The following is a 26,266-nucleotide window of genomic DNA, read 5'->3' on the forward strand; positions in this document are numbered from 1 at the left end:
GGGGAGGGGGAGCAATTGCGGTAGACCACCGAGAGGCCTGTCTTCGGGGGATGACGGGCGGTCCCGCCCCCGGCCATGCCCATTCAACTAGGCGCAAGGCCTTGTTCGGGCGTCGGAATCCCATACGCGCGATGATCCCGCGCCGTTAAGGATACCGCACGGTCTCCGGGGAGAGCGTCCAACGAAAAACGCCGCCCATTTCGGAGCGGCGTTCGGTCTCTCGGTCGGAAACGGTCTCTCGCGTCAGCGCCGCCGCCCTGTTCGGACTCGGACAGGGATCGGCTGCAGGACCGGCTGAGGTCCGAGCGCGGAGGCGAGCCGCGCGGCTGCGGCGAGAGCGGCTTTCACGAGAGCGGTTCCGAGGGATCCCGGCTTGATCTGTGCAGGCACGCCGAACGCCTCCTTCGCATCCATCTGTGTCGACAGGGGTAAGATGGTGACGAACGGCTCAATGTGCCAGCGGGTTCCTCGGCTCGTTTCGTCGCGGCGTGAGCGGTGGGTCGCCCGGCTCTGGGGGAGGCCGCCGAAACCTGTGAATGGCGGGGGTGTCAAAAGGAACCGGAGGCGAAACCTTGACGTTATTGCCGTCAAGAGGACGCGGCCTGTGCCGCGCCAATTCCTGGAAGGATCTTCGAGATGCTCGGTTGGGCTGTTACATTCCTCGTGGTTGCCCTGGTCGCGGCCCTGCTGGGCTTCGGCGGCATCGCCGGCACCGCCATGGAGGCTGCCAAGCTCGTCTTCTTTGTCGCGATCGTGCTGTTCGCCATCTCGGCCGTGATCGGCCTGATGCGGGGCCGTTCGCCGACCTTGTAACGCGGCACCCTCGTGACACCGCCGCCCCGGTCTCCGGGGCGGCGCCTTGGACGAAGCCTGATTACAGACCATTCGCCCCGGTCGGGCCATCGAGGGGCGGCTCCGTCTCGTCGAGCTGGGCGATCAGATCGCGGAACCGGTCCGGTACGGGTTGCTGCACCACCGAATCGTAGAGCGCGCGCAGGTGAAGACCGATGCGCTGCTGGCTCTGATCGTTGAGGCCGCCTCGTTCGCGCACTCGCGAAAGCCGGTCCCCGGACAGAGGTCCGCCGGCCGGCTCGTCCTCGTTCATGCTCACGTCATCCCCTTGCCGGCATCGACTCGCCGCGATTGTCTTGCGGCTTGACATGAGTCATGGCTGCAGCAGCAACGCCGGCATTCCGGATCGGTTCCGACCGCCCCAGGAACGGACGCCGTGCCACCGCGTTAGCGGCGCATTGAGAACGACGAGCGCAGAGGCGCAGGGGAATTCATGTCTACAGCACAACTGGTCGTGCAGCACCTGCCGTACCTGCGCCGTTACGCGCGCGCGCTGACGGGCAGCCAGGTGGCGGGCGACGCCTACGTTGCGGCCACGCTGGAGACGTTGGTCAACGAGCCCGAGACTCTCGGCCGCAGCACGAACGTCAAGGCCGACCTGTTCCGCGTCTTCACCCGGATCTGGAACTCCTTGTCGGTCAACGGACATAGCGAGCATGTCCAACACGACCTGCCGGCGGAGGTGCGCCTCGGACAGATCACGCCGCTGCCCCGTCAAGCCTTCCTCCTGTCCTGTCTCGAAGGCTTCTCCGAGGAGGATGCCGGCGTCATCCTCGACGTGGATGTCGCCAAGGTGCGCGACCTGGTGGACGAGGCGGGCCGCGAACTCGCTGCCGACATGGCAACCGAGATCCTCATCATCGAGGATGAGCCGCTGATCGCGATGGATCTCGAGGCGCTGGTCGAGGGCCTCGGACACAACGTGATCGGGGTCGCCCGCACCCGCACCGAGGCGGTCAAGATCGCCTCCGAGAGCAAGCGTCCGGGGCTGATCCTCGCCGACATCCAGCTCGCCGACGGCTCTTCCGGTCTGGACGCGGTCAACGACCTCCTGAAGACCTTCGAGGTGCCGGTGATCTTCATCACCGCCTATCCCGAGCGCTTCCTCACGGGCGAGCGCCCGGAGCCGGCCTTCCTCATCGCGAAGCCGTTCCAGCCCGCCAACGTGTCGGCGGTCATCAGTCAGGCCCTGTTCTTCCAGCAGAGCGCCCGCCGCCGCGAGGCCCGCAGCGCCTGATCCGGTCCATTCGTCGCCGCCGCGAAGGGCGCGGGTCCAGGCCGGACCCGCGCCCTTCGCGCGTCTTGGGAGATCAATCGGCACGAAAAAACGGGCCGGACTGGTGTCCGACCCGTGACGAGGTTCCGGCCGATGCACAAGGGGAATGCGGGGAGGACCAGATGGCCGGGTGTCTTCCCAACAGACGAGCCGGAGCGGGGTTCCGCGGGCGATCGTTTTTTGCGCGGAGCGACCTTTTGGCCACGCCGGGCGGGGCCGAATCGGGGCCTCGGCAGCGCCGGACGGGGTGGTGAAATACTGATTTGATCCGAAGCGGGACAGTGAAGGAACCGGCGAACTCGCAGCCGCGTTGTGCCGATATCCTGTCAAGCTCCCTTCGGAGATCGCAAAGATGCTTCGGCCCGGCTTCGTTCTCGGCGTGACTGGTCCTGCTGCGATCCTGGCCCTTCTGGCCCTGCCGATGGTGCGGCATGGCGCCGATGCCCTCGCAGCTCCCGTCGCTGCCCCGGGGGTCGTCCTCGAGGCGCCCGTCGCCGCGCCGCTGCCGGGTTTCCGGCCCTACGACACGGCCATCAGCCCGATCCACCTCGCCGCGGCCCCGCGCCCGGTCGGCGTCGCGCCTGCCGCGCCGACCCGGTCCGTCGAGGAAACCCCGGTGAAGCCGCGCCGCATGACCCGCGAGGGCTGCGAGGCGCCGATCAGCTCCCTCGCCGGTGCCGAGGCGCGCCGCATGGTGCCCGGCCGCTGCATGGCCTGACGCTCACGCCGACGCCGCGACCTTCTCGACATCGGCCGTCAGTCCCGCAGGCGTCATCCGCTCCCGCCCCACGAGGCGGTCGCCGGGGCCGAATGGCCCGAGCGGCACGTCCCGGTCGGGGAGAATGACAGTGGTCGACCCGCCGACATGGACCAGCACGTAGCGGCTCAGGGGCAGGGATGCCGCCGCCCAGCGCCGGAGCTGGTCGTGGTACGGCGCCCGCTTCCAGGCATTGGCCTGGCCCGGATCGACCTGCACATTCATGAACCGCGTCACGGGATCGAGGCTGAGCACCATCTTGGCCCGGTCGGGGCGCCATTCCGGCCCCATCCAACTCTCGGTCATCCAGAGGCAGTGGAAGGCCCGGCAATGGTCGGGCCGCTCGGCATGGATGCCGCAGCCGCCCCCGGGGCGCACATGCCGGCACCAGCGTCCGGCCAGGCTCTCCACCGCCGGAATCGCGTAGACCTTGCAGCAGAGCGTGCACGGTCCGCAGGCCCGGCCGGGTGCGGGCGGTGCGACGATGGCGGCGGGATCGAGCATCGCTGAGGGGACGGGTCCGGGCTGCGCGCGTTCGGCCGCTTCCTGCAGGGGATTAGGGTCGTTAGTGTGGCGGCGCCGGCCCTTCCCGCCGGCGAGACGCCGGTGTGCCGCCCATGCTGTCGAACATCGCCGCCCGCGACGTCGAGACGCTGATCCACCCCTACACCAACCTCTCCACCTTCCGGGAGACCGGGCCGCTCGTGCTGGAGCGGGGCCACGGCGTCTGGGTCTACGACTCGGACGGACGGCCTTACCTCGAGGGAATGGCCGGGCTGTGGTGCACGGCCCTCGGCTACGGCAACGAGGAGCTGGTCGAGGCCGCCACCGAGCAGATGGGCAAGCTGCCCTTCGCCCACTTGTTCTCGGGCCGCAGCCATGACCCGGCGATCGAGCTCGCCGAGACGCTGAAGGAGCTGATGCCGGTTCCGACCTCGAAGATCTTCTTCACCTCCTCCGGGTCGGAGGCCAACGACGCCCAGATCAAGCTGCTCTGGTACATGAACAACGCCCTCGGGCGGCCGGAGAAGAAGAAGATCATCGGCCGGCGCAAGGGCTATCACGGCGTGACCGTCGCGACCGCCTCCCTCACCGGGCTGCCGGCCAACCACACCGACTGGGACCTGCCGATCCCGGGCTTCCTGCACGCCGCCTGCCCGCATCACTACCGCGGCGCGGAAGCCGGCGAGAGCGAGGAGGCCTATTCGGAGCGCCTCGCCGCGGAGCTGGAGGCGCTGATCCTCGCCGAGGGGCCCGAGACGGTCGCGGCCTTCTTCATCGAGCCGGTGATGGGCGCGGGCGGGGCCATCGTGCCCCCCGCCGGCTATTTCGCAGCCATCCAGCCGGTGCTGGAGCGCTACGACGTCCGCCTGATCGCCGACGAGGTGATCTGCGGCTTCGGGCGGCTCGGCACGTGGTTCGGCAGCGAGGCCCTGGGCATCCGGCCCCATACCCTGTCCTTCGCCAAGGCGCTCACCTCCGGCTACCTGCCGCTCGGCGGCATCAGCATCGACGAGCCGCTCTACCGGGCGATGCTGTCCGAGAGCGCGAAGCTCGGCGGCTTCGGCCACGGCACGACCTATTCCGGCCATCCCGTCGCCTGCGCGGTGGCGAACCGAGCGCTCCAGATCTACCGCCGCGACCGGGTGGTCGAGGGCGCCGCCGAGAAGGCGCCGCATTTCCAGGCCCGGCTCGCCGCTCTCGCCGACCACGACCTCGTCGGCGAAGCACGGGGGCTCGGCCTGATCGGCGGCATCGAGATCGTGGCCGACAAGGCGAGCAAGCGGCAATACGACCCGAAGGCCGGCGTGGCCGCGCGCTGCGTCGCCTTCGCGCAGGATGAGGGGCTGATCGTGCGCTCCCTCGCCGGCGACCGTCTCGCCGTCTGCCCCCCGCTCGTCATCGCCCCGGACGAGATCGACACCCTGTTCGAGCGACTGAGCCGCGCGCTCGACCGCACCGCCGCCTGGATCGCCCAGGAGGGACTGGTGCCCGCGGCGGCATGAGGCGTCGCCGGATTCCGCCTTCACCAATCATGGTGCGGCACGAACGAAGACGCCGCTTCATCCCGATGAACGGTATGCAGTGCAGCACGATGTCGTGTGCGATGCCGCACCGGATCGGATCCGACAAAAGGGGACCCGGACGGCCTGCGCATTACGACACGATGGCGGATGTTCAGGCGGAGGCTGTACCTTAAGCTTCCGTTCAGGTGCCTGACGCGATCAATGAGGCGCGGTCGACTTCGCAATCTTGCCATCAATGGGTTGTTGAATCGGCCTCGCCCCGGTCCCCCGACCGGCCGGCCCTCGAGCAGCGGTCCCTCGGGACCGTCCCGCCGCCCACACAGGACAGGACTCATGTACGCCCCCAGCCGCACCTCGTCTCTCGCGACCAAGCCGGGCGCCGTCGCCCGCATCGCCGCGAACGGGGACCGCGAGAGCTTCCGCCCTGTCGCGCTGCCGGCCCTCGCCGCGGCCGTGCATGTCAACGCCGCCGCCCTGAAGGCGACCCGCGCGAAAGCCGCCTCCGGGCCGTCCTTCCGGTTCGTCCACGAGGACGAGCCTGTCGATTGAGGCCGGCCCGCGCGGGCCCGACGCTGCCGCCGGGGCAGAGGTTCTGGTGGCATGGTGATTCGTCCCACGCGTCGTCAGCTGCTCGGAGGCTTGGGCGCATCGGCGCTCAGCCTCGGCTCGACGGGGGCCTACGCCTTCGTCGTGGAGCCGCGCTTCCGACTGGTCGTCACGCCCTACGCGCTGACGCCGCCGGGCTGGACACCGGGCCTGTCCCTGCGGGTCGCGGTGATCGCCGACATCCATGTCTGCGAGCCGTGGATGCCGCTGGACCGCGTCGCCGAGATCGTCGACGCGACCAACGCCCTCGCGCCCGACCTCATCCTGCTGCTCGGCGATTATCCGGGTTCGCCGAGCGTCACCTGGAAACCGGTGCCGCTCACGGAACTCGCCCGCCGTCTCGCGGAATTGCGCGCCCCGCTCGGCACCTACGCCGTCCTCGGTAATCACGATTGGTGGGACGATGCCTGGGCGATGCAAGCCGGGCACGGACCGGTGGAATCGCGGCGCTGCCTCGAGGCGGTCGGCATCCCGGTTCTGGAAAACGATGCCCTGCGCCTGACCAAGAGCGGACGGCCGTTCTGGCTCGCGGGCCTCGCCGACCAGGAGCCGTTCCTGCCGCTGCGCAGCCGCCGCAGCCTCGCCGACATTCCGGCGACCCTGGCTCAGGTCACCGACGACGCTCCGGTCCTGCTGATGGCGCATGAGCCCGACATCTTCCCGCAGGTGCCGGCGCGGGTCGCGCTCACCCTCTCGGGGCACACCCATGGCGGGCAGATCCGCCTGTTCGGCACCTCGCCGGTCTTTCACGGCTCCGCCCGCGAGCCCTACGCCTACGGCCATGTGGTCCAGGGCGGGCGGCACCTGATCGTGTCGGGGGGGCTCGGCGTCAGCAAGGTCGCGGTGCGCTTCGGCGTGCCGCCGGAGATCGTGCTGCTGACCCTCGGGCGAGACGCTCCCTCGGTCTGAATCCCGCCGTCACGGCGGCAGGGTGTCGATGTCGCGCAGGCCGGCCCAGGTCTTCCAGTCGCTCCAGGCCTCGTCGAGGGAAGCGACCGCCTCCTCGCGATCGACCGCGACCCCGCCCCGGCGAAAGGGCAGGCCGCCGATGTCGAGGTTGAGTCCCCAGGACCATTCCTCCCGGGTGGGATCGGCATTGATGCAATCGATCCGCCCGACGATGAGCGCGCCGCTGGTGGCGACATAGGTTTCCCGCGGGTGATCCTTGAGGCGGGTGAAGACGAGGATCGCCACGGGCCGCCCGGGGCGTCAGCCGGGCCGGGCGGGCGGCACATGCAGGAAGCTGCGCTCGCCGGTCGCCGCCTCGGCAACGTGCTGGATCGTGTCGAGAAGCTGGGCGATCGGCCGTGGGCCGTCCGCCGGGCCGAGCGCCTGCGGGGCGACCTGGCGGGCCGCCGTGCGCCCGGCTCTCAGCTGCGCTTCGCTGAGAGGATCGAAACTGCGTCCGACTCGTCGGGTCATGGCTCCTCCTCGGTTCTCCGACCGTGACGGGATCATGGTAAACGAGGCGTTAATTCGGGCGCAGGCCGGGCTGCGTCCTCCGCCCACAGGTGGATGGCCGCATAGGCGCGCCAGGGGCGCCACGCGGCCGACCGGACGAGCAATGCGGCGGGGCTCGGGCGGCCCGCGCCGGTGTCGAGGGCGCGCAGCAGGCCGAGGTCGGAGGCCGGCAAGGCATCGGTGTGCCCCAACGCCCGCAGGGCGACGTAATGCGCGGTCCAGGGGCCGATCCCGGGAAGCGCCGTCAGGTCCGCCACCGTGTCGTCGAGGCTCCGTCCCGGCGCCAGCAGATCCGGCCTGGCGAGGCAGGCCGCGGCCAGCCCCCGGATCGCCCGCCCCCGGGCCCGGGGCATGTTGAGGACGAATGAGACGTCCGCCTCGACCAGCTGCTCCGGCGCAGGGAAGACATGGGTGAGGCCCGGCTCGGCCGCCGCCTCGGCGAGCGGGGTGCCGAAGGCGGCGACCAGCCGGCCGGCAAGGCGGGTCGCCGCCGCCACCGAGACCTGCTGGCCGAGAATCGCCCGCACGGCGAGTTCGAACGCGTCGAAGGCGCCCGGCAGGCGCAGGCCCGGCCGCCGCCGCACGAGCGCGGCGATGAGCGCGTCCCGGCCGAGCCCGGCGGCGACCGCCGCCGGATCGGCATCGAGGTCGAACATCGCCCGCAGGCGCGCGGTCACCGCCGCCCGCACCGCGTCATCGATGGCGCCATCGCCGGTCGCGCGGATGCGGGCGAGGAGCCGGTCCGCGCCGGGGTCCGGCTCGACCGCGAGGGTGCCCTGCCAGCCGTCGAGGCGGATGCTGCGGGCGTAGCGCCCCGGCACGACCACTTCGGCCCCGGGGCTCGCATGGTCGGCGAAGAAGGCTTCGAGATGCGCCCAGTCGAAGGGCGGCCGATAGGGCAGGGCGAGAGGCGGCGGGTCGGGGACCGGGGACGGACGGGTCATCGGCGAGGGGACGCGCGGGCGCCGCCCCCCGTTCCGCCAAACGATGCGCAGGTCGCCCGGCATCGGTGGGGGCCGGGAGCCGACGTCTTGGGCCGAGTTCCTAGCCCGGCATGACCGGTTCGGTGCCCTCGAAGTCGGCGACGTCGCCCGAGAGATCGGTGACCGAGATGGCCACGGTGCGCCCGGTCTTGAGATGGAGGGTGGCGTCCGGCGTCAGCCAGATCGGGCGCAGGGCCGCGTGGGTTCCCGCCAGCGTTCCATGGGCCAGAACGGTGCCGGCGCGCCGCTCGACCACCAGCTTGTAGCGAACCTTCACCGGGGCGATCCCCTCGGCCGACACGGAGCCGCGGCCGGTGGAGACCTGCAACACTTCGTTCGGCTCGAACATGGGCGCTGCCGATACGCGGAAACCGGGACCAACAGGCAGGGAAATTTGCCTGAAGCTCCCGGAGTTACGGCATCGCGCTCCGGCCGCCAAGGGGACGCCCGGCTGCGCCGGTGTTTTATTCCCTGACGATTCCCGGGGACCGTAAGCCTGGGCGCGGGCCGTGACCTACGCGAGGTCGCGGGTGACGACGCGGCCGCGCTCGACCGAGAGCGCCATGCGTCCGGCCTTCAGCGCCAGCGCGCGTTCCCCGAACAGGGTGCGGCGCCAGCCCTGGAGCACCGGCACGTTGGCCTCGTCGTCGTCGGCCAGCGCCTCCAGATCGTCGACCGTCGCGATGATCTTAGGGGCCACGCCCTCCGCTTCCGCCACTGCCTTCAGAAGAACCTTGAGCAGATCGACGAGGGCGCCGCTGTTGCCGCCGCGGGACCGGGCGCGCTCCGGCAAGGCGATCCCGGACAGGTCGCGGGCGAAGCCTCGCTCCACCGCCGCGAGGATCTCGCCGCCCGTGCGGGAGCGTTCGAAACCCGCGGGGATCGTGCGCAGGCGCCCCAGCGCCTCGACGCTGCGGGGCGCCGAGGTCGCGATGTCGATGACCGCCTCGTCCTTCAGGATGCGCCCGCGGGGCACGTTGCGGCTCTGCGCCTCGGCCTCGCGCCAAGCGGCCACCTCCATCAGGACGGCGATCTCCCGGGGCTTGCGCATCCGGCCCGACAACCGTTTCCAGGCCGAGGCGGGATCGGCCTGATAGGTCTCCGGCGAAGTCAGCACCGCCATCTCCTCGTCGAGCCACAGGCCGCGATCGGTGCGAACGAGCTCGGCGGCCAGGACTTGGTAGACCGTGACGAGGTGGGTGACGTCGGACAGCGCATAGGCGAGCTGGGCGTCGGAGAGCGGCCGGCGCGACCAGTCGGTGAAGCGGGACGACTTGTCGATGCGCGCCTTGGCCACGTCGTTGACGAGTTGCTCGTAGGAGACCGAGTCGCCGTAGCCGCAGACCATGGCGGCGACCTGGGTGTCGAAGAAGGGGTGCGGCAGCAATCCGCCCAGGAGCCAGACGATCTCCAGATCCTGGCGCGCGGAGTGGAACACCTTCACGGTGCCCTCATGCATCATGAGGTCGAGGAAGGGTTTCAGGTCGATGCCCGGCGCGAGCGGGTCGACGAGACAACCGAGGCCGTCCGGGCCCGCCATCTGAATCAGGCAGAGCTTCGGATAGTAGGTCGTCTCGCGCATGAACTCCGTATCGACGGTCACGAAGGGCTGCGCGGCGAAGCGGGAGCAGGTCTCGGCCAGAGCCTGGGTTGTTGCGATCAGTTCCATCGTCACGGCTATATCGGGACTCTCGCCGGGCTGCGAGCCGAAGCGCGGCCGATTTCCCCTCAATCTCTCGCGAAGTGCGCCTCACGCCGCGCGGCGCGCCCCGCTGCGTGGCCCAGAACGCTGCGACCGGCGCTGCCACCGCCGCTGTACCTCGGCCCGAGCCAGCAGCCAGTCGAGGATGCCGGTCTCGATCCGGGTGCCCGTGTCCGGATCGGTGAGGCGGCGGATGCGGTCGGCGCGCAAGCCCCGATAGAGCCCGTTCCCCCGGTCGATCCCGCCGAGCAGGGTGCGTCCTGGGCCGAGCTTCAACGCGCGGGCGTCGAGGGTGCGAACCGTCCAGGCGCCGCGCGCATCCTCGTAGATGACCTCGAAGGTGCCGGCGAGCGGCAGAACCTGCCACGACCCGCGTGGCTCCTCCGTCGCCGGGTCGAGCGCCACCGCAGGGTGCCCGAAAGGGGGAGAAAAGCTGTGGAAATCCATCGGCTTGATATGGGGTTTGGCGACCCCTGTCACAAGCGCGCGAGGCTCCCCGATGCCCCGTTGCCCACTCGGGTGGCGTGCGCTTTTTGCCCTTCGAAATCGGGCCCGATCCGGGCTAAGGTCACGCTTGGGATGGGCGTTACGGCCCGGCGAGAGGCGAACATGCGTAGGCGACGGTTCCGGACGGCCCTTCACGCGGTTCCGGCGATGCTGGCTCTCGTTCTCGGCACCGCCTGGTGGGCGGTGCCTGCGCGCGCCCAGACGTTCCAGACGGCGGCGCCCCACGCCATCCTGATCGACGCCGAATCCGGCTCGGTCCTGTTCGAGAAGGCGGCCGACGAGCTGTTCTCCCCCGCCAGCATGGCCAAGCTGATGACGGCGGAGATCGTGTTCGCCGCCCTCAAGGAGGGCCGCCTGAACCTCGACACCGAGTTCACGGTAACCGAGGACGCGTGGCGCCGCGGTGGAGCCGGGGGCGGCGGCTCCTCGATGTTCGCCCAGGTCAACAGCCGCATCAAGCTGTCCGACCTGCTGCGCGGCCTCATCGTCCAGTCGGGCAACGACGCCGCGATCACCATCGCCGAGAACATGGCCGGCACCGAGGAAGCCTTCGCCGGCATGATGAACCGCCGGGCGAAGGAGCTCGGCATGACGCGCTCGACCTTCCGGAACGCAACCGGCTACTCGGCGCCGGATCAGAAGGTCACCGCCCGCGACATGGCCAAGATCGGCCAGCATCTGGTCGAAACTTATCCCGAATACTACAAGATCTACTCCGAGCGCGAGTTCGCCTGGAACAAGATCAAGCAGCAGAACCGCAATCCGCTCTTGACCCTCGACATCGGCGCCGACGGTCTCAAGACCGGCTATCTGGAAGAGTCGGGCTATGCCCTGACCGGCTCGGCGGTGCAGAATGGCCAGCGCCTGATCATGGTGGTGTCGGGTCTCAAGACTGCCCGCGACCGGGCCGCCGAGTCGCGCAAGCTGATGGAATGGGGCTTCCGCGCCTTCGAACCGCGGCAGATCTTCGCTGCGGGCGAGACGGTGGCCGAAGTGTCGGTGTTCGGCGGCGAGAAGGGCTCGGTGCCCGTCGTCGCCAATCGGCCGGTGCGCCTGCTCCTGCCGCGCGGCGCGTCGGACCGGGTCGCGGCCAAGGTCGTCTACCAGGGGCCGCTCACCGCGCCGGTCGAGCAGGGCCGCGAGGTCGCCCGCCTGCGAGTCACCCGCGGCGACCAGGTGGCGCTCGAACAGCCGCTCTACACGGGCGAGGCGGTCGCCGCCGGAACACTGACCCAGCGGGCGCTCGACGCCGCGATGGAGGTCGGCACCGACCTGATCCGCCGCGCCTTCGACAAGGCCAAGGGTGGCTCCGGCGGCTCCGGCGGCGGCGGGGCGCCGAGCGGCAATTCCTGAACGGTCTCAGGGATCGGCGGGCACGTAGGCGCGGATCCCCATCGGCAGATCGGAGCCCGGTCGGCGGAGCCGGCCGGCGGCGGTCTCGATTGGGTCGTCCTCGGCCCGCGCCAGGATGGCGGGACGCACGCTGACCGCGTCCCAGGGGCCGGATAGGTCGAAGCGCGCCGTCACCCGGGGCGCGGAGTCCGTGGCGATCCGCGGCGTCAGCTCGGCCCGGGCCTCGAAGCGGCGGTCCGCCAGGGTGAGGCGGCCGGTCAGGGAGGCGGTGAGCGCCGCGGCCTGGATCCGGCCCTCCACGATCTCGCCGACGCCCTCCGAGAACAAGACGGAAACGGAGGCCTGTTCGTAGGGCGTGCGGGCGTTGCGGCGGCCCGGCGGCCCGGCGGCCGGCGCGCCGCCGCGCTGGAGCAGGTCGGCGAGGTCGAGGCCGGTCAGGGCGCCCTCCTCGCTGCGCAGGGCGATCCGGCCCGAGATGCTGCGGGCCAGCGTTCCGGCATCCCGGCCGGCGCCTTCCAGCAGGAGGCTGCCGCGGGTGGCGCCGAGCATCCAGCGGTCCTGCCCGAGATCGGCCATGACGGCGCCGAGGTCGAGCCCGTCGACGCTGCCCTGCGCCTTCACAGCGGTGACCGTCCGGTCCTGCGGGTCCGCCTCGAGGATCACCCGGCCCTTCACGGTGCCGGCCTGGAGCGCCGCCCGCCCGAGCGAGGCCTCGATCCCGTGCTCGCGCACCATCACCCCACAGGCGAGGTCGGTGAAACGCAGCGGCCCGACGCGGGCGCCCGCCGCCGAGATGCGCAGGTCGAGATCCCCTCCGGTCAGGCGTGCCAGATCGAGGGAACGGGTGCCCCAGGCCTGGGCATCGGCTTCGCCGACACCCGCCAGGGGGAGCAGCTCGGCGACGAGGGGCGAGAGATTCAGGCTCTCGGCGGCGAGCGTTGCCTGCACCGCGGTCCGGCCTGGCCCGAAGCGGGCGGAGCCGGCGCCTTCCAGCACGTTGCCGGCGGTTCCGACCCGGACGTTCGGGAACTGCACCTCGCGGGCGGCGGCCTCGAAGCTGCCCTCGATCGTCAGATCCTCGGCGAGCGGCGCCAGCGCGACGCTGCCGCCGGTCCAGGCCAGGGTCCGCGCCAGGGAGCGGATCTCGAGCCGGCCCGAACCGGAGGCCCGCAGGCCCTCGTGCAGGCTGCCGCTGCCCGCCGCGCTGAACGTGCCCGCGGGCCAGGCCAGATGGGCGGAGAACGGGCTCGTGCGGTTCGTCAGCAGGGCGAGAGGGCGAAGGCCCGACAGGGCGAGCCGGACCTCGGCGCCCTTCCACGTGAGGCGGCCCGTCAGGGCGACGCTCTCGCTCCAATGCGGCCAGGACAGGGTCAGCGCGACGTCGCGCAGGGTCTGCACGCTGCCGTCGCGGGGATCGCGCCCGGTCACGCTGGAGCGGACGAGCATGAGGCGGCGCGGATGGGGGCCCCCGTCGGCGAGCCCGTCGGCGAGCCCCTCGACCGATCCGGCCCAGCGCGGGTCCGCCTCGTCCAGCGGCAGGGTGATCTCGGCGCCGTCGAGGGTGAGCGAATCGACCTCGACCCGCCCGGTCAGCAGGGCGGCGAGACCGAGCTGGAGCGACAGGGAACCGCCGGAGGCGAGCACCGGCCCCTCGAGGTTGCCCTCGGTGAGGCGCACATCCTGGAACACGATGCGGGGCAGGGGCAGCAGCACGATCTCGGTGGGGCCCGCCGTGCTCAGCGCCACACCCCAGGACGCCTGCAGGCCCCCGCTCACGGCGCGCGAGACGGCCGGCAGCTCGACCGACCAGGGCAGGCAGGCGGCGATCAGGCCGGCGGCGAGGCCCCCGAGCCCCAGAACCGGAAGTGTGCGGCGCAGCGACATTGCACTCCGTGGGCGGGCGGCGCGAATCGGGGGCGGCCGAGACGGGTCCGGGGCCTCGGTCCGCTGAGGGGCCGCGTCCTCGATCCTTACGCCCCGGATCGGGGCTTGTCTCTCATCAGCGCCGGTGGGTTGCCCGCAATCCAGACGGTCCTCAACAGCGTTCGCGTGTTCGTCGCGGACAAATGCGTCCCCGGTTTGACGAACGCTGCGCTGCGGTGCACATCCCGGGCATGCGCCGACCGAGGGGGCGGCCTGCCTCGGGCTCATGCCGGGCGATCCCGCCCCGGGCGATGACGGAAGGACGGTTTCGATGAAGAAGGTTTATCCGGATCCGAAGGCGGCGCTCGCGGGCCTGCTGCGCGACGGCATGACGATCATGGCCGGCGGCTTCGGCCTCTGCGGCATCCCGGACGAGCTGATCGAGGCGATCCGCGACTCGGGCGTGAAGGACCTGACCGTCATCTCCAACAATGCCGGCATCGACGGAGTCGGCCTCGGCAAGCTCCTCGAAACCCGCCAGGTCTCCAAGATGATCTCGTCCTATGTCGGCGAGAACAAGGAGTTCGCCCGCCAGTATCTCGGCGGTGAGCTGGAGATCGAGTTCAACCCGCAAGGCACGCTGGCGGAGCGCATCCGCGCCGGGGGCGCGGGCATCCCGGCCTTCTTCACCAAGACCGGCGTCGGCACCAAGGTCGCCGAGGGCAAGGAGGTGCGCGAGTTCGACGGCGAGAGCTACGTGATGGAGCGCGGTCTCTTTGCGGACCTCGCCATCGTCCATGCCTGGAAGGGCGATACCGAGGGCAATCTCGTCTACCGGAAGACCGCGCGCAACTTCAATCCGATGATGGCGACCGCCGCCGAGGTCACGGTGGCGCAGGTCGAGCACCTCGTGCCGCCGGGCGAGATCGACCCCGACCACATCCACACCCCGGGCATCTTCATCGGCCGCATCCTCCACGTGCCGGTCCGCGAGAAGCGCATCGAGCAGCGCACCGTGCGCAAGCGCAAGGAGCCCGCGGCGGCGGGCGCCGGCGGCGGCCCGGTCTGATTGTTTTGTCATTGGGCCGAGAGGCCTCCGAACGCGACGGCGCGTCGCCAGAGCGGTGATGGCGCTCCGTCGCTCCGATGGTGCCAAACGAGGGAAAGTCGAAAGAAATGGCCTGGACCCGCGAGCAGATGGCGGAGCGCGCCGCCCGGGAGCTGCAGGACGGCTTCTACGTGAATCTCGGGATCGGCATCCCGACGCTGGTGTCGAACTACATTCCCGACGGCATGTCGGTTCAGCTTCAGTCCGAGAACGGCATGCTCGGCATGGGCCCGTTCCCCTACGAGGGCGAGGAGGACCCCGACCTCATCAATGCCGGCAAGCAGACCATCACGGCGCTGCCGACCACGAGCTACTTCTCCTCGGCGGATTCCTTCGGGATGATCCGCGGCGGCCATATCGACCTGTCGATCCTCGGCGCCATGCAGGTGGCCGAGAACGGGGACCTCGCCAACTGGATGATCCCCGGCAAGATGGTGAAGGGCATGGGCGGGGCCATGGATCTCGTGGCCGGCGTCAAGAAGGTGGTCGTGGTCATGGAGCACACGGCCAAGAACAAGGACGGCTCGGAGAGCGCCAAGCTCCTCAAGGCCTGCGACCTGCCGCTCACCGGCACGCAGGTGGTCGACATGGTCATCACCGATCTCGGCGTCTTCACCATCGACAAGAAGGGCGAGGGCGGCATGACCCTGGTCGAGCTCGCCGACGGCGTGACCGAGGACGAGGTTCGGGCCAAGACCGAGGGCAGCTTCACCGTCGCCCTCGCCTGACCGGGGCCCAGGCCCTTTTCGGGACGCCTCGCCCGGATCCGGGCGAGGCATGGCTAAGCCGGCATTAAGCCGTTTCGTCGAAAGCTGCGCATCGGTCGGCAAGACGCCCTGAGAGCGTCCCGGCTGGGGGTCAGTGACGAACCGAGGGCTTTGTGCGTATGCGTAGCGTTCCGGGAACGGAGAACGTCATCCCCTTCCGCCGGCCGGCGATGGCACGGGCGGGCGGAACGACGGGCGGTTTCGGCGGCGAGGGCCCGCGCAGCCGCGCCAGGGCCGACCAGCGCAGCCTGATGGACGCGGTCTACGCCACGGGCAGCCTGCGGGTGCTGGCGGGCGACCGCGAGACCAAGATGATCGCCTCGCGCCTGCAGGTCTACGGCTTCCTGATCATCGAGGAGATGGGCGAGGATGGCTCCCTGCGCCGCCTGCGCCCCTCCGAGGCGATCCGGGCGCGGTCCGAGCGGCCCTGGCGCCTGTCCAAGGCGAGCTACGGCGCGAGCCTCGCAGTGACGATCCCCACCGTCGATGATTTTCTGTTCGAGCCCGCCGGAATGCCGGTCTGATACGGGCTCCGCTTGATCAAAGCGGAGCCCGTATCAGGCAAGCCCGCGCGGCGTTTGAGCGAAGCCCAAATCCGCCATCCCGAAGGGATCAACCGGATTTGCTATGGCACTCCGCGTTGCGTCGTCGGCGTGACACACGGTGCCGCGCTGACGCCATCGACCTTGAGAAATCATCCGAGAGTCACGCGCCTCACGAACCGGCACGCGTGTCACCGAATGAAACGAGAACGGCGCACCCATAGATGCGGCATGGTCGGCGATCGATATTTTTGAATGTGGACAGACGATACAAGGGTCGAATAGCGATCGGGCGGCAGCAATCATTGCTCATTGATTTTGCCAGGCTCGATGTCCGAGGCCGTCCTCGCTTGGATCGCTGACCTTTCGGCCCAACGTCTCCCATCCTCGACACGCGCGAGCGCACGACGCGAGGGTCGCGGTCGCCGGCATGGCCTCCGCATCCGTTGCGCCCGCACACCGGATCGGCTAACGCTCACCCCGATTTCCCTTTCGGAAGCGTGAGGATCGCTCGGCGTACGCGCCCGGTCCGTGGCCGCTGGGGATATCGGCCCTCGACCATCGCTTGATTTCAGCATGCGTCGGCCCTCCGCGAGGAGGTTGGCTCGACCGGATCGTCCATCCGGCGGCCGGCGGTGACGGGGGTCCCTGCAACACTTGCCGTCGACGCGGCCTCTCGAGGGAGGCCATTAGGAGAGAGAATGTCCGCTGGTCTGAACGCTACCCAGCCGAGCCGCGAGGATTTCGCGAGCTTGCTTGAGGAGTCCTTCCTCAATCACGAGATCACTGAAGGCTCCGTCGTCAAGGGTCGCGTCGTCGCGATCGAGAAGGACGTCGCCGTCATCGACATCGGCGCCAAGACCGAAGGTCGCGTCGCCCTCAAGGAATTCAACGGCCCCGGCCGCGAAGGCGATCTCGCCGTCGGCGACGAGGTCGAGGTCTATGTCGACCGCATCGAGAACGCGCTCGGCGAGGCCGTCATCTCGCGCGACAAGGCGCGCCGCGAGGAGAGCTGGGTCAAGCTCGAGAAGGCCTTCGAGGCCAACGAGCGCGTCACCGGCACGATCTTCAACCAGGTCAAGGGCGGCTACACCGTCGATCTCGACGGCGCCGTGGCGTTCCTGCCGCGCTCCCAGGTCGACATCCGTCCCGTGCGCGACGTGACCCCGCTGCTCGGCACGCCCCAGCCGTTCCAGATCCTCAAGATGGATCGCCGCCGCGGCAACATCGTCGTGTCGCGCCGCACCGTCCTCGAAGAGAGCCGCGCCGAGCAGCGCTCCGAGCTGGTGGCCAACCTCGAAGAGGGTCAGGTCATCGACGGCGTCGTCAAGAACATCACCGAGTACGGCGCCTTCGTCGATCTCGGCGGCATCGACGGCCTGCTCCACGTCACCGACATGGCGTGGCGCCGCGTGAACCATCCGTCCGAGGTCGTGACCATCGGCCAGACGGTGAAGGTCAAGATCATCAAGATCAACCACGAGACGCACCGCATCTCGCTCGGCATCAAGCAGCTCCTGGCCGATCCGTGGGAGGGCATCGCCGCCCGCTACCCCGAGGGCGCCAAGCTCAAGGGCCGCGTGACCAACATCACCGATTACGGCGCCTTCGTGGAGCTGGAGCCGGGGATCGAGGGCCTGATCCACGTCTCCGAGATGAGCTGGACCAAGAAGAACGTCCATCCGGGCAAGATCGTCTCCACCTCCCAGGAGGTCGAGGTGCAGATCCTGGAAGTCGATTCGGTCAAGCGCCGCATCTCGCTCGGCCTCAAGCAGACCTTGCAGAACCCCTGGGAGGCCTTCGCCGAGAAGCACCCGGTCGGGTCCGAGGTCGAGGGTGAGGTCAAGAACAAGACCGAGTTCGGCCTGTTCATCGGCCTCGAGGGCGACGTCGACGGCATGGTCCACCTGTCGGATCTCGACTGGAACCGTCCCGGCGAGCAGGTCATCGAGGAGTTCAAGAAGGGCGACATGGTTCGCGCCCAAGTTCTCGACGTCGATGTCGAGAAGGAGCGCATCTCGCTCGGCGTGAAGCAGCTCGGCGGCGATCCCTTCGCGGAAGCCGGCGAGATCAAGAAGGGCCAGATCGTCACCTGCGAGATCGTCGAGGTGAAGGATTCCGGCCTGGAGGTGAAGCTCGTCGACTCTGACATGCAGACCTTCATCCGCCGCGCCGAGCTCGCCCGTGACCGCGCCGACCAGCGCCCCGAGCGGTTCGCGGCTGGCGAGAAGGTCGATGCCCGCGTCGTCCAGTTCGACCGCAAGGCCCGCCGCGTCCAGGTCTCCATCAAGGCCCTCGAAGTGGCCGAGGAGAAGGAGGCGATGGCCCAGTTCGGTTCGGCCGATTCGGGCGCCTCGCTGGGCGATATCCTCGGCGCCGCCTTCAACAAGAAGAAGGGCGGCGACGACGAGTAAGCCAACGGACCCCCGGGCCGACCGGTCCGGGGTCTCGTCACGCCGAAAACGGCCCGGGACGCGAGAGTGCGTCCCGGGCCGTTTTCGTGTCGGGGCCCCTCGTCTTCGCAGGAGGCCGGGCCTTGGCCCGTCCCGTTCGGCGCGGGCTCCCGTGCCGGCGGGGCGCCGGCGAGGAGGTCGATTGCCCGCTGCGCAACGGAGAGCATGTCCGGGCCCCTCGCGGCAACGCCCCGCAGGCATTCCACAGGGCGCGACAGGTCCTTGTCTTCGCCGGGCTCTTGCCGCCCCGCCACCGGCGGGTCTAAACACGGCCGCGGCCTCGGACGGCCCGTCCGAATCCAGCCACGTCAAGGACTTGGATCAGGGCGGCCCGGCTCCGTCGGCGCAACGACCATGTGCGATCCGCAGCGTTTCGGGGGATGCCCGGCGCCGCAAATCGAGGACTTCCGGCTTCGATTCCGGGCGCCGCAGCCCCGGCCGCGAAGCGGGACATCGGCGGCGAAGGCCGTCAACGCCAGGGAGTGGACCGTCGGATGGCTGCAGACGCCGAGATCTTGATCGACCGCCGCCGTCTGCGCCGCAAGCTGACCCTGTGGCGGGTGCTCGGCGTCGGCGCCCTGATTGTCGCCGTCGGCGCCCTCGGATACCGCGCCCGGATCGGCGACGGCAGCGTGTTCACCTCCGGCCAGGACCAGATCGCCCGGATCTCCATCGGCGGCTTCATCGCCGGCAGCGAATCGACCCGCAAGCTGATCGAGCGCGTCGGCGAGGCCAGCGTGGTCAAGGGCGTGGTGGTCTCGATCTCCTCGCCCGGCGGCACCACGACGGGCTCCGAGGAACTCTACAGCAACCTGCGGGCGCTGGCCGCCAAGAAGCCGATCGTCGCCTTCGTGGACGGCACGGCGGCTTCTGGCGCCTACATCACCGCGATCGCCGCCGACCATATCGTCGCCCGCGAGACCGCCCTGGTCGGCTCGATCGGCGTGCTGTTCCAGTACCCGGACGTGTCGGGCCTGCTCGACCGGATCGGCGTGCGGGTCGAGGCGATCAAGTCCTCGCCCCTGAAGGCCGAGCCGTCCGGCTTTACCCCGACCTCGCCGGAGGCGCGCGCCGCCCTCAACGCGATCGTCCTCGACACCTATGGCTGGTTCAAGGGGCTGGTCGCCGAGCGCCGGAGCATGACCGAGGAGCAGCTCGCCACGGTGGCCGATGGCCGCGTGTTCAGCGGCCGCCAGAGCGTGCCCCTGCGGCTCGTGGACGAACTCGGCGGCGAGCGGCAGGCGGTGGCGTGGCTCGAGAAGGAGAAGAACGTCCCCAAGAACCTGCCGGTGAAGGACTGGAAGCCGAAAGCCGAGGGTGGCCTCAAGCTGTGGTCGAGCCTGGGTACTGCCGTCAGCCTTCTCGGCTTCGAGGGTTTAGCCGGGCGCCTGCGGGCGCTGGAATCCGAGACCGCCCGGCTGGGGGAGGGTGGCCTGCTCGCCCTTTGGAGCCCGGCACCCTGACCGTTCGTCGCCATGCCGCGCCCGCCCCGCACCCGGAAGTCAGCCGCATGATCAAGTCCGAACTCGTGCTCAAGATCGCCGAGCAGAACCCGCATCTCTACCAGCGCGACGTCGAGACCCTCGTCAACGCGATCCTCGACACCATTACCGACGCCCTGGCCCAGGGCGACCGGGTCGAGCTGCGGGGCTTCGGCGCCTTCTCGGTCAAGCGGCGCGAGGCCCGGCGCGGGCGCAATCCCCGCACCGGAGAATCGGTCGCCGTCTCCGAGAAGGCGATTCCGGTCTTCAAGACCGGCAAGGAGATGCGGCTGCGCCTCAACGGCGCCGGCATCGGCGAGGAGCGGGCGGGCGCCTGATCCGTCCGCTTGGGGCGAGCAGGGCGGTGACGGCGGGGGCGTGCTGCCCTAAATCCCGCCGGCCGAGCCTTCGAGACTCACCGGGCAGCGCCCCCGGGAGCCCTCACGAGACGCGTCGGCCGGGCCTGCGAGGCCCGTTCCGTCCGTCGGAGACCTTCTGAATGATCCGTTTCCTCAAAGCCCTGATCCTGCTGCCGGTCGCGATCGTGGTGGTGTTGCTGGCGGTGGCCAACCGCGACGCCGTGACCCTCTCCCTCGATCCGTTCTCGCCCGAGCCGGTCTTCAGCGTCGTGCTGCCGCTCTACGTGGTGGTGTTCGGCGCGGTCGCCCTCGGCATCCTGGTCGGCGGCGTCGGCAGCTGGTTGAGCCAGGGCACGACCCGTCAGCGCGCCCGCTTTCACCGCCGCGAGGCCGACCGCCTCGCCATGGAGGCGGCGAGCCTCAAGACCTTCGGCGCCCCGGCGCCCACGCCGAGCTATCCCGGCGTCGGGTCCCAGGCCGCCCTTCCGGCCCCGGCCGGGCGCTGAGTTCGCCCTCCGATCCCATGGGCGTGCGCGTCAAGATCTGTGGCCTCGGCACCGAGGCGACGCTGGACGCGGCGCTCCAGGCCGGCGCCGACCTCGTCGGCTTCGTCCATTTCCCCAGGAGCCCGCGCCATCTGCCGCTCGCGGAGGCCGGCCGGCTCGCGGCCCGGGCGCGGGGTCGGGCCGAGCGGGTGATCCTGCTCGTCGATCCCGACGACGCGCTGGTCGACGCGGCCATCGAGGCGGTCGATCCCGACCTGATCCAGTTTCATGGCCGGGAAACGCCGGAGCGCGTCGCGGCTCTGCGCTGGCGCACCGGGCGGCCGGTCATGAAGGCCCTGGGCATCGCCACGGCCGCCGACCTCGCCGCGGTGGCGGCCTTCGCGGACGTCGCCGACCGGCTGCTCCTCGATGCCAAGCCGCCGCCCGACGCCGCCCTGCCGGGGGGCAACGGCCGCGCCTTCGACTGGACCCTGCTCACGCAGGCGCAACTGCCGGAGGGCACCATGCTGTCGGGCGGATTGGATGCCGGCAACGTCGCCCTGGCGCTCGCCCGTACGGGGCTCTCGGCCGTCGACGTCTCCTCCGGCGTGGAGACGCGCCCCGGCGAGAAGGACCCGGACCGCATCCGGGCCTTCGTGGCCGCCGCCCGCGCAAGGGGCTGAAGCAAGGGGCTGAGGCACGGGGCTGACGCAAGGGGTTCAGGCAGGAACAGAGGTCGGGCAAGCGGCCCGGATACGGGACGCCGCATTGCGGCGGGAGCGCCATGGGTCTAGCACGCGGGCAAGTATCCGTCTTCGCGAAGGACCGCGCGCCGTGACCCTTGCCCCCGCTCCCAACTCCTTCCGCACCGGGCCGGACGAGCGCGGTCGTTTCGGCATCTTCGGCGGCCGCTTCGTGGCCGAGACGCTGATGCCGCTGATCCTCGAGCTCGAGAAGGCCTATGCCGAGGCCAAGGTCGATCCGGCCTTCGAGGCCGATATGAAGTCCTACGGCACCCACTATATCGGCCGCCCGAGCCCGCTCTACTACGCCGAGCGCCTGACCGAGCATTTCCGCGCGCAGGCGCCGGCCGGTCATGGGGCGAAAGTCTATTTCAAGCGCGAGGAGCTGAATCACACCGGCTCGCACAAGGTGAACAACGTGCTCGGCCAGATCCTGCTCGCCCGGCGCATGGGCAAGCCGCGGATCATCGCCGAGACCGGCGCGGGCCAGCACGGGGTGGCCACCGCCACGCTCTGCGCCCGCTTCGGCTTGAAATGCGTCGTCTACATGGGCGCGGTCGATGTCGAGCGGCAGGCGCCCAACGTGTTCCGGATGAAGATGCTGGGCGCGGAGGTCGTGCCGGTGCAATCCGGGACGAAGACCCTCAAGGACGCGATGAACGAGGCCCTGCGCGACTGGGTCACCAACGTCGCCGACACGTTCTACTGCATCGGCACGGTGGCGGGCCCGCATCCCTACCCGGCGATGGTGCGCGATTTCCAGTCGGTGATCGGGCACGAGACCAAGCAGCAGATGCTGGAGATGGAAGGCCGCCTGCCGGATTCGCTGATCGCCTGCATCGGCGGCGGCTCGAACGCGATGGGTCTGTTCCACCCCTTCCTCGACGACCGCGAGGTCGAGATCTACGGCGTCGAGGCGGCGGGCCACGGTGTCCAGAGCGGCCTGCACGCCGCCTCGCTCACCGGCGGGCGCCCGGGCGTGCTGCACGGCAACCGCACCTATCTGCTCATGGACGACGACGGCCAGATCGCCGACGCCCACTCGATCTCGGCCGGCCTCGACTATCCGGGGATCGGCCCGGAACATGCGTGGCTGCACGAGATGGGCCGGGTCACCTACCTCTCGGCGACCGATTCCGAGACCCTGGAGGCGTTCAAGCTGTGCTCGTCGCTCGAAGGGATCATCCCCGCCCTGGAGCCTGCGCACGCCCTGTCGAAGGTGGCCGAACTCGCCCCCACCAAGCCGGCCGACCACCTGATGGTGCTCAACCTCTCGGGCCGGGGCGACAAGGACATTCCCCAGGTCGCCCGCATCTTCGGGCAGACGCTCTGACCGGGCCGCCTCTGGTCAGGCAACGCCGCCATTCCGGGGCCGCCCCGCGGAACCCGGAATGGCGGGGCTCGACGCCGGGCGCCTTCGTTGCGTCACGGGTGGGTTTCGGGTCCGCCCTCAGTGCCCCGGACTGACGGTTTCAGAGAAGAGGGTACGGCAAAATCCTGAAGGCTTGTGACCGATTGTGAATCAAAGCTTCCATCGAGCGCGTTCGGCGATTGACGCGGGCGCGCCTATCGCTTACTCCCCCCGCCTCACTTCGCGAACGCACCGGCGACCGGAATCGATGATGCGCACGGGTCTTATTGTAACGGAAGCGCCACGGACGGGGCGGGCCTGATCGCAGGCCCGGCGACCCGGTCGGTGGCGCATGCAGGGTCCCTCGGGGCCCTTTTTTGTTGCCGGAAACCCGACGCTACCCGAGACATGCAGACAACGTCACGAAGAACGGAATGATGGAGGAGTCGATGAGCGGCGAGGTCATGACCGGGGCCCAGATGGTCATCCGGGCGTTCCAGGATCAGGGGGTGGATACCCTGTTCGGTTATCCGGGCGGGGCGGTGCTCCCGATCTACGACGCGCTCTTCGACGAGACCACGATCAAGCACGTGCTGGTGCGCCACGAGCAGGGCGCGGTTCACGCGGCCGAGGGCTATGCCCGCTCCTCGGGGAAGGTCGGCGTCGTCCTCGTCACCTCCGGCCCCGGCGCCACCAACATCGTCACCGGCCTGACCGACGCGATGCTGGATTCGATCCCGCTCGTCGCGGTCACGGGCCAGGTGCCGACGCACCTGATCGGTTCGGACGCCTTCCAGGAATGCGACACGGTCGGCATCACCCGCCACTGCACGAAGCACAACTACCTCGTCAAATCGATCGACGACCTGTCGCGCATCCTGCACGAGGCGTTCTATGTCGCGAGCCACGGCCGGCCGGGCCCCGTCGTCGTCGATCTGCCCAAGGACGTGCAGTTCGCGACCGGCGTCTACCAGCGCCCGGCGCAGAACGGCCACAAGACCTACAATCCGCCGGTCAAGGGCGATGCCGAGAAGATCCGCACCGCGGTCGAGCTGATGGCGACGGCCCGCCGGCCGGTCTTCTACACCGGCGGCGGCGTCATCAATTCGGGACCGGAAGCCTCGCGGCTCCTGCGCGCGCTGGTCGCCGAGACCGGCTTCCCCGTGACCTCGACCCTGATGGGCCTCGGCGCCTTCCCGGCCTCCGACGACAAGTTCCTCGGGATGCTGGGCATGCACGGCACCTACGAGGCCAATCTCGCGATGCATGAATGCGACGTGATGATCTGCATCGGTGCGCGCTTCGACGATCGCATCACCGGACGCCTCGACGCCTTCTCGCCCTACTCGAAGAAGATCCACGTCGATGTCGACGCGTCCTCGATCAACAAGGTCGTCAAGGTCGATGTCGGCATCCTCGGCGACTGCGCCGCGGTGCTGGAGGAGATGCTCGCCCAGTGGCGCGCCCTGGCGAAGCAGCCCGACCAGGGCCGCATGGAGGATTGGTTCAACAAGATCAGCCGCTGGAAGTCGCGCGACTGCCTCGCCTATTGGCCGTCGGGCACGATCATCAAGCCGCAATACGCGGTCCAGCGGCTCTACGACGCGTGCAAGGACCGCAAGACCTTCGTCACCACGGAGGTCGGCCAGCATCAGATGTGGGCGGCGCAGTACTTCAAGTTCGAGGAGCCGAACCGCTGGATGACCTCCGGCGGCCTCGGCACCATGGGCTACGGCCTGCCGGCGGCGATCGGCACGCAGCTCGCCAACCCGGACGGGCTCGTGATCGACATCGCGGGCGAAGCCTCGATCCTGATGAACATGCAGGAGCTGTCGACCGCCGTGCAGTATCGCCTGCCGGTCAAGATCTTCATCCTGAACAATGAGTATATGGGCATGGTGCGGCAGTGGCAGGAGCTGCTGCACGGCTCGCGCTACTCGCAGAGCTACTCGGAGAGCCTGCCGGACTTCGTCAAGCTCGCCGAGGCCTACGGCGCCAAGGGGATCCGCTGCGAGAAGCCCGGCGAACTCGACGCGGCGATCAAGGAGATGCTCGACTATGACGGGCCGGTGATCTTCGACTGCGTCGTCGACAAGACCGAGAACTGCTTCCCGATGATCCCGTCGGGCAAGGCGCACAACGAGATGCTGCTGTCGGACTACCTCGGCGAGACCGGGGTCGAGCTCGGCGACGTCATCTCGGCCGAGGGCAAGATGCTGGTCTGATCCGGCTGCCATCACCGTCGAGGCCCGGCCTCGGATGCGGGCCGCCCCGGTCGGGGCGGCCCTGCTTTCGGGTGGGCGCCAGACAGGCCGGCGCCGGGAGGCGGTTCAGCGCCTCGCGCCAGACGACAGGTTGAGACGAGGAACGCTCCGCGATGAACGCCATGAACACCCACTACCCCGAGCCCACCCGGGTCGAGATCGTCAACCGCCACACCCTCGCGGTGATCGTGGACAACGAGCCCGGTGCCCTGGCCCGCATCGCCGGCCTGTTCTCCGGCCGCGGCTACAACATCGAGAGCCTGACCGTCTCCGAGACGGAAGAGGCGCGCCACATCTCCCGCATCACCATCGTGACGACGGGCACGAACGCCGTGATCGATCAGATCAAGGCGCAGCTCGACCGCCTCGTCCCGGTCCACCGCGTCGTCGACCTGACCCTGCAGGGCCAGGCGCTGGAGCGGGAACTCTGCCTCGTGAAGGTCGTCGGCACCGGCGAGCATCGCAGCGAGGCCCTGCGGCTCGCCTCCGCCTTCGGCGCCCGGACCCTCGACGCGACCCTCAACTCCTTCGTGTTCGAGCTGACCGGCTCGACCGAGGAGATCGACCGCTTCATCCGGCTTCTGACCGTGATCGGCCTCGTCGAGATCTCCCGCACCGGCATCGCCGCCATGGGCCGGGGCGCCGAGCCGCTCTGAAGCGGGCCGGCGGCCGAGTCGATGACCGCCCGCACCCTCTACTACGCCCCCGGCGCCTGCTCGCTCGCCGCGCATATCGCCCTGGAGGAGACCGGTGCCCCGTTCGAGACGGTGCGCCTCGACCTCGCCCGGGGTGACCAGCGCGCGCCGGAATACCTCTCGGTCAACGAGCGCGGGCGGGTGCCGGCTCTCTACGAGGACGGATGGGTGCTGACCGAGGTGTCGGCGATCCTGCGCCACGTCGCGCGCGCGCATCCGGCGGCGGGGCTGATGCCGGACGAGCCCCGCGCGGCGGCCTTGGCCGACGAGTGGCTGGGCTGGCTCGCCACCGCCCACCACGTCGCCTACGCGCAGCGGCGCCGGCCCGAGCGGTTCAGCACGGACGAGGAGGGGTTCGACGCGATCCGGGCGCGCGGCGCCGACACCTTCGGCGATCTCTGCACCATGACGGAGGTCCGCCTCTCGAATGGCGGCTGGGCGCTCGGCGCGCGCTACAGCCTCGTCGATCCCTATCTCCTGGTGTTCTGGATGTGGGGTCGAGGCCCCGCCCTCGGCTTCGACATGCCGGGGCTGTTTCCCGCCTGGACGGCCCATGCCCGGGCGATGGCGCGACGGCCCGCGGTGCAGGCCGTCTTCGCCCGCGAGGGCCTGACCCTGCCGGCCTGACGCC

General features: G+C 69.9%; 28 protein-coding genes. 19 read left to right on the forward strand and 9 right to left on the reverse strand.

What is annotated here, in order from left to right; all coding sequences use genetic code 11:
• Nucleotides 1-636 precede the first annotated feature (636 nt).
• Nucleotides 637-813, forward strand: a complete 177-nt coding sequence (locus LW587_RS04855) for a DUF1328 domain-containing protein (protein ID WP_003599466.1) — start codon at nucleotides 637-639, stop codon at nucleotides 811-813.
• Between the two features lie 61 nt (nucleotides 814-874).
• Here the strand turns inward: LW587_RS04855 and LW587_RS04860 are convergent, their stop codons facing one another.
• On the reverse strand, nucleotides 875-1,105 hold the full coding sequence (locus LW587_RS04860; protein WP_232628467.1) for a NepR family anti-sigma factor: 231 nt from the start codon (nucleotides 1,103-1,105) through the stop codon (nucleotides 875-877).
• A 180-nt stretch (nucleotides 1,106-1,285) separates the two neighbouring features.
• Here LW587_RS04860 and LW587_RS04865 point away from each other — a divergent pair, with 180 nt between their 5' ends.
• Nucleotides 1,286-2,089 carry a response regulator gene (locus LW587_RS04865; RefSeq protein WP_232628468.1) on the forward strand — a complete coding sequence of 268 codons (804 nt, stop codon included), beginning with the start codon at nucleotides 1,286-1,288 and terminating at the stop codon, nucleotides 2,087-2,089.
• A 391-nt stretch (nucleotides 2,090-2,480) separates the two neighbouring features.
• Entirely contained in the window at nucleotides 2,481-2,846 is a 366-nt protein-coding gene (locus LW587_RS04870; protein ID WP_232628469.1) for a hypothetical protein, read from the forward strand.
• 3 nt (nucleotides 2,847-2,849) lie between these two features.
• Here the strand turns inward: LW587_RS04870 and LW587_RS04875 are convergent, their stop codons facing one another.
• A complete protein-coding gene (locus tag LW587_RS04875) occupies nucleotides 2,850-3,389 on the reverse strand; it encodes a YkgJ family cysteine cluster protein (RefSeq protein WP_232628470.1) in 540 nt (179 codons plus the stop codon).
• A 113-nt stretch (nucleotides 3,390-3,502) separates the two neighbouring features.
• On the opposite strand from LW587_RS04875, the gene LW587_RS04880 reads away from it, so the two are divergent.
• From LW587_RS04880 to LW587_RS04890, 3 genes are all read left to right on the forward strand, one after another.
• Nucleotides 3,503-4,891: an aminotransferase gene (locus LW587_RS04880; protein ID WP_232628471.1), complete on the forward strand. Its 1,389-nt coding sequence runs from the start codon at nucleotides 3,503-3,505 to the stop codon at nucleotides 4,889-4,891.
• A 354-nt stretch (nucleotides 4,892-5,245) separates the two neighbouring features.
• The gene (locus tag LW587_RS04885; RefSeq protein WP_232628472.1) at nucleotides 5,246-5,461 is read left to right on the forward strand and encodes a hypothetical protein; all 216 of its coding nucleotides are present in this window, start codon (nucleotides 5,246-5,248) and stop codon (nucleotides 5,459-5,461) included.
• Nucleotides 5,462-5,512: 51 nt separating this feature from the next.
• On the forward strand, nucleotides 5,513-6,427 hold the full coding sequence (locus tag LW587_RS04890; protein WP_232628473.1) for a metallophosphoesterase: 915 nt from the start codon (nucleotides 5,513-5,515) through the stop codon (nucleotides 6,425-6,427).
• 9 nt (nucleotides 6,428-6,436) lie between these two features.
• Here LW587_RS04890 and LW587_RS04895 read toward each other — a convergent pair whose 3' ends face one another.
• From LW587_RS04895 to LW587_RS04920, 6 genes are all read right to left on the reverse strand, one after another.
• Nucleotides 6,437-6,712 carry a hypothetical protein gene (locus LW587_RS04895; RefSeq protein ID WP_232628474.1) on the reverse strand — a complete coding sequence of 92 codons (276 nt, stop codon included), beginning with the start codon at nucleotides 6,710-6,712 and terminating at the stop codon, nucleotides 6,437-6,439.
• Nucleotides 6,713-6,727: 15 nt separating this feature from the next.
• Nucleotides 6,728-6,940, reverse strand: a complete 213-nt coding sequence (locus LW587_RS04900) for a hypothetical protein (RefSeq protein WP_232628475.1) — start codon at nucleotides 6,938-6,940, stop codon at nucleotides 6,728-6,730.
• A gap of 32 nt (nucleotides 6,941-6,972) precedes the next feature.
• Nucleotides 6,973-7,923, reverse strand: coding sequence for a DNA-3-methyladenine glycosylase family protein (locus LW587_RS04905; RefSeq protein ID WP_232628476.1), 951 nt, complete (start codon nucleotides 7,921-7,923; stop codon nucleotides 6,973-6,975).
• Between the two features lie 100 nt (nucleotides 7,924-8,023).
• Complete coding sequence (locus LW587_RS04910; protein ID WP_232628477.1) at nucleotides 8,024-8,311, reverse strand: hypothetical protein; 288 nt, start codon at nucleotides 8,309-8,311, stop codon at nucleotides 8,024-8,026.
• A 165-nt stretch (nucleotides 8,312-8,476) separates the two neighbouring features.
• Nucleotides 8,477-9,631 (reverse strand): ribonuclease D, encoded by a 1,155-nt coding sequence (gene rnd, locus LW587_RS04915; protein WP_232628478.1) that lies wholly within the window; start codon nucleotides 9,629-9,631, stop codon nucleotides 8,477-8,479.
• Between the two features lie 81 nt (nucleotides 9,632-9,712).
• Nucleotides 9,713-10,111, reverse strand: coding sequence for a hypothetical protein (locus LW587_RS04920; protein ID WP_232628479.1), 399 nt, complete (start codon nucleotides 10,109-10,111; stop codon nucleotides 9,713-9,715).
• Nucleotides 10,112-10,318: 207 nt separating this feature from the next.
• On the opposite strand from LW587_RS04920, the gene LW587_RS04925 reads away from it, so the two are divergent.
• Nucleotides 10,319-11,524, forward strand: coding sequence for a D-alanyl-D-alanine carboxypeptidase family protein (locus LW587_RS04925; protein ID WP_232628480.1), 1,206 nt, complete (start codon nucleotides 10,319-10,321; stop codon nucleotides 11,522-11,524).
• 6 nt (nucleotides 11,525-11,530) lie between these two features.
• On the opposite strand, the gene LW587_RS04930 is transcribed toward LW587_RS04925, so the two are convergent.
• Nucleotides 11,531-13,408, reverse strand: coding sequence for an AsmA-like C-terminal region-containing protein (locus LW587_RS04930; protein ID WP_232628481.1), 1,878 nt, complete (start codon nucleotides 13,406-13,408; stop codon nucleotides 11,531-11,533).
• Nucleotides 13,409-13,718: 310 nt separating this feature from the next.
• Here LW587_RS04930 and LW587_RS04935 point away from each other — a divergent pair, with 310 nt between their 5' ends.
• The 12 genes from LW587_RS04935 (at nucleotide 13,719) to LW587_RS04990 (ending at nucleotide 26,262) form a co-directional block, all read left to right on the forward strand.
• Nucleotides 13,719-14,456 carry a CoA transferase subunit A gene (locus LW587_RS04935; protein ID WP_232628482.1) on the forward strand — a complete coding sequence of 246 codons (738 nt, stop codon included), beginning with the start codon at nucleotides 13,719-13,721 and terminating at the stop codon, nucleotides 14,454-14,456.
• 107 nt (nucleotides 14,457-14,563) lie between these two features.
• Nucleotides 14,564-15,223, forward strand: coding sequence for a 3-oxoacid CoA-transferase subunit B (locus tag LW587_RS04940; protein ID WP_232628483.1), 660 nt, complete (start codon nucleotides 14,564-14,566; stop codon nucleotides 15,221-15,223).
• 158 nt (nucleotides 15,224-15,381) lie between these two features.
• Nucleotides 15,382-15,786, forward strand: a complete 405-nt coding sequence (locus LW587_RS04945; protein ID WP_232628484.1) for a hypothetical protein — start codon at nucleotides 15,382-15,384, stop codon at nucleotides 15,784-15,786.
• 719 nt (nucleotides 15,787-16,505) lie between these two features.
• Nucleotides 16,506-18,218, forward strand: coding sequence for a 30S ribosomal protein S1 (gene rpsA, locus LW587_RS04950; RefSeq protein WP_232628485.1), 1,713 nt, complete (start codon nucleotides 16,506-16,508; stop codon nucleotides 18,216-18,218).
• A gap of 533 nt (nucleotides 18,219-18,751) precedes the next feature.
• Nucleotides 18,752-19,720 (forward strand): signal peptide peptidase SppA, encoded by a 969-nt coding sequence (sppA, locus tag LW587_RS04955; protein WP_232628486.1) that lies wholly within the window; start codon nucleotides 18,752-18,754, stop codon nucleotides 19,718-19,720.
• 47 nt (nucleotides 19,721-19,767) lie between these two features.
• Nucleotides 19,768-20,076 (forward strand): integration host factor subunit beta, encoded by a 309-nt coding sequence (ihfB, locus tag LW587_RS04960; protein ID WP_232628487.1) that lies wholly within the window; start codon nucleotides 19,768-19,770, stop codon nucleotides 20,074-20,076.
• 161 nt (nucleotides 20,077-20,237) lie between these two features.
• Nucleotides 20,238-20,603 carry a LapA family protein gene (locus LW587_RS04965; protein ID WP_232628488.1) on the forward strand — a complete coding sequence of 122 codons (366 nt, stop codon included), beginning with the start codon at nucleotides 20,238-20,240 and terminating at the stop codon, nucleotides 20,601-20,603.
• Between the two features lie 17 nt (nucleotides 20,604-20,620).
• The gene (locus LW587_RS04970) at nucleotides 20,621-21,265 is read left to right on the forward strand and encodes a phosphoribosylanthranilate isomerase (protein WP_232628489.1); all 645 of its coding nucleotides are present in this window, start codon (nucleotides 20,621-20,623) and stop codon (nucleotides 21,263-21,265) included.
• A 151-nt stretch (nucleotides 21,266-21,416) separates the two neighbouring features.
• Nucleotides 21,417-22,658 carry a tryptophan synthase subunit beta gene (gene trpB, locus LW587_RS04975; RefSeq protein ID WP_232628490.1) on the forward strand — a complete coding sequence of 414 codons (1,242 nt, stop codon included), beginning with the start codon at nucleotides 21,417-21,419 and terminating at the stop codon, nucleotides 22,656-22,658.
• A 467-nt stretch (nucleotides 22,659-23,125) separates the two neighbouring features.
• Nucleotides 23,126-24,901 (forward strand): acetolactate synthase 3 large subunit, encoded by a 1,776-nt coding sequence (locus LW587_RS04980; RefSeq protein ID WP_232628491.1) that lies wholly within the window; start codon nucleotides 23,126-23,128, stop codon nucleotides 24,899-24,901.
• A gap of 152 nt (nucleotides 24,902-25,053) precedes the next feature.
• Nucleotides 25,054-25,596, forward strand: coding sequence for an acetolactate synthase small subunit (gene ilvN, locus LW587_RS04985; protein ID WP_232628492.1), 543 nt, complete (start codon nucleotides 25,054-25,056; stop codon nucleotides 25,594-25,596).
• A gap of 21 nt (nucleotides 25,597-25,617) precedes the next feature.
• Nucleotides 25,618-26,262, forward strand: a complete 645-nt coding sequence (locus LW587_RS04990; protein ID WP_232628493.1) for a glutathione S-transferase family protein — start codon at nucleotides 25,618-25,620, stop codon at nucleotides 26,260-26,262.
• The last annotated feature ends 4 nt before the right edge of the window (nucleotides 26,263-26,266 follow it).

It is taken from the genome of Methylobacterium sp. Leaf118, assembly GCF_920984675.1.
Lineage (GTDB): Bacteria > Pseudomonadota > Alphaproteobacteria > Rhizobiales > Beijerinckiaceae > Methylobacterium.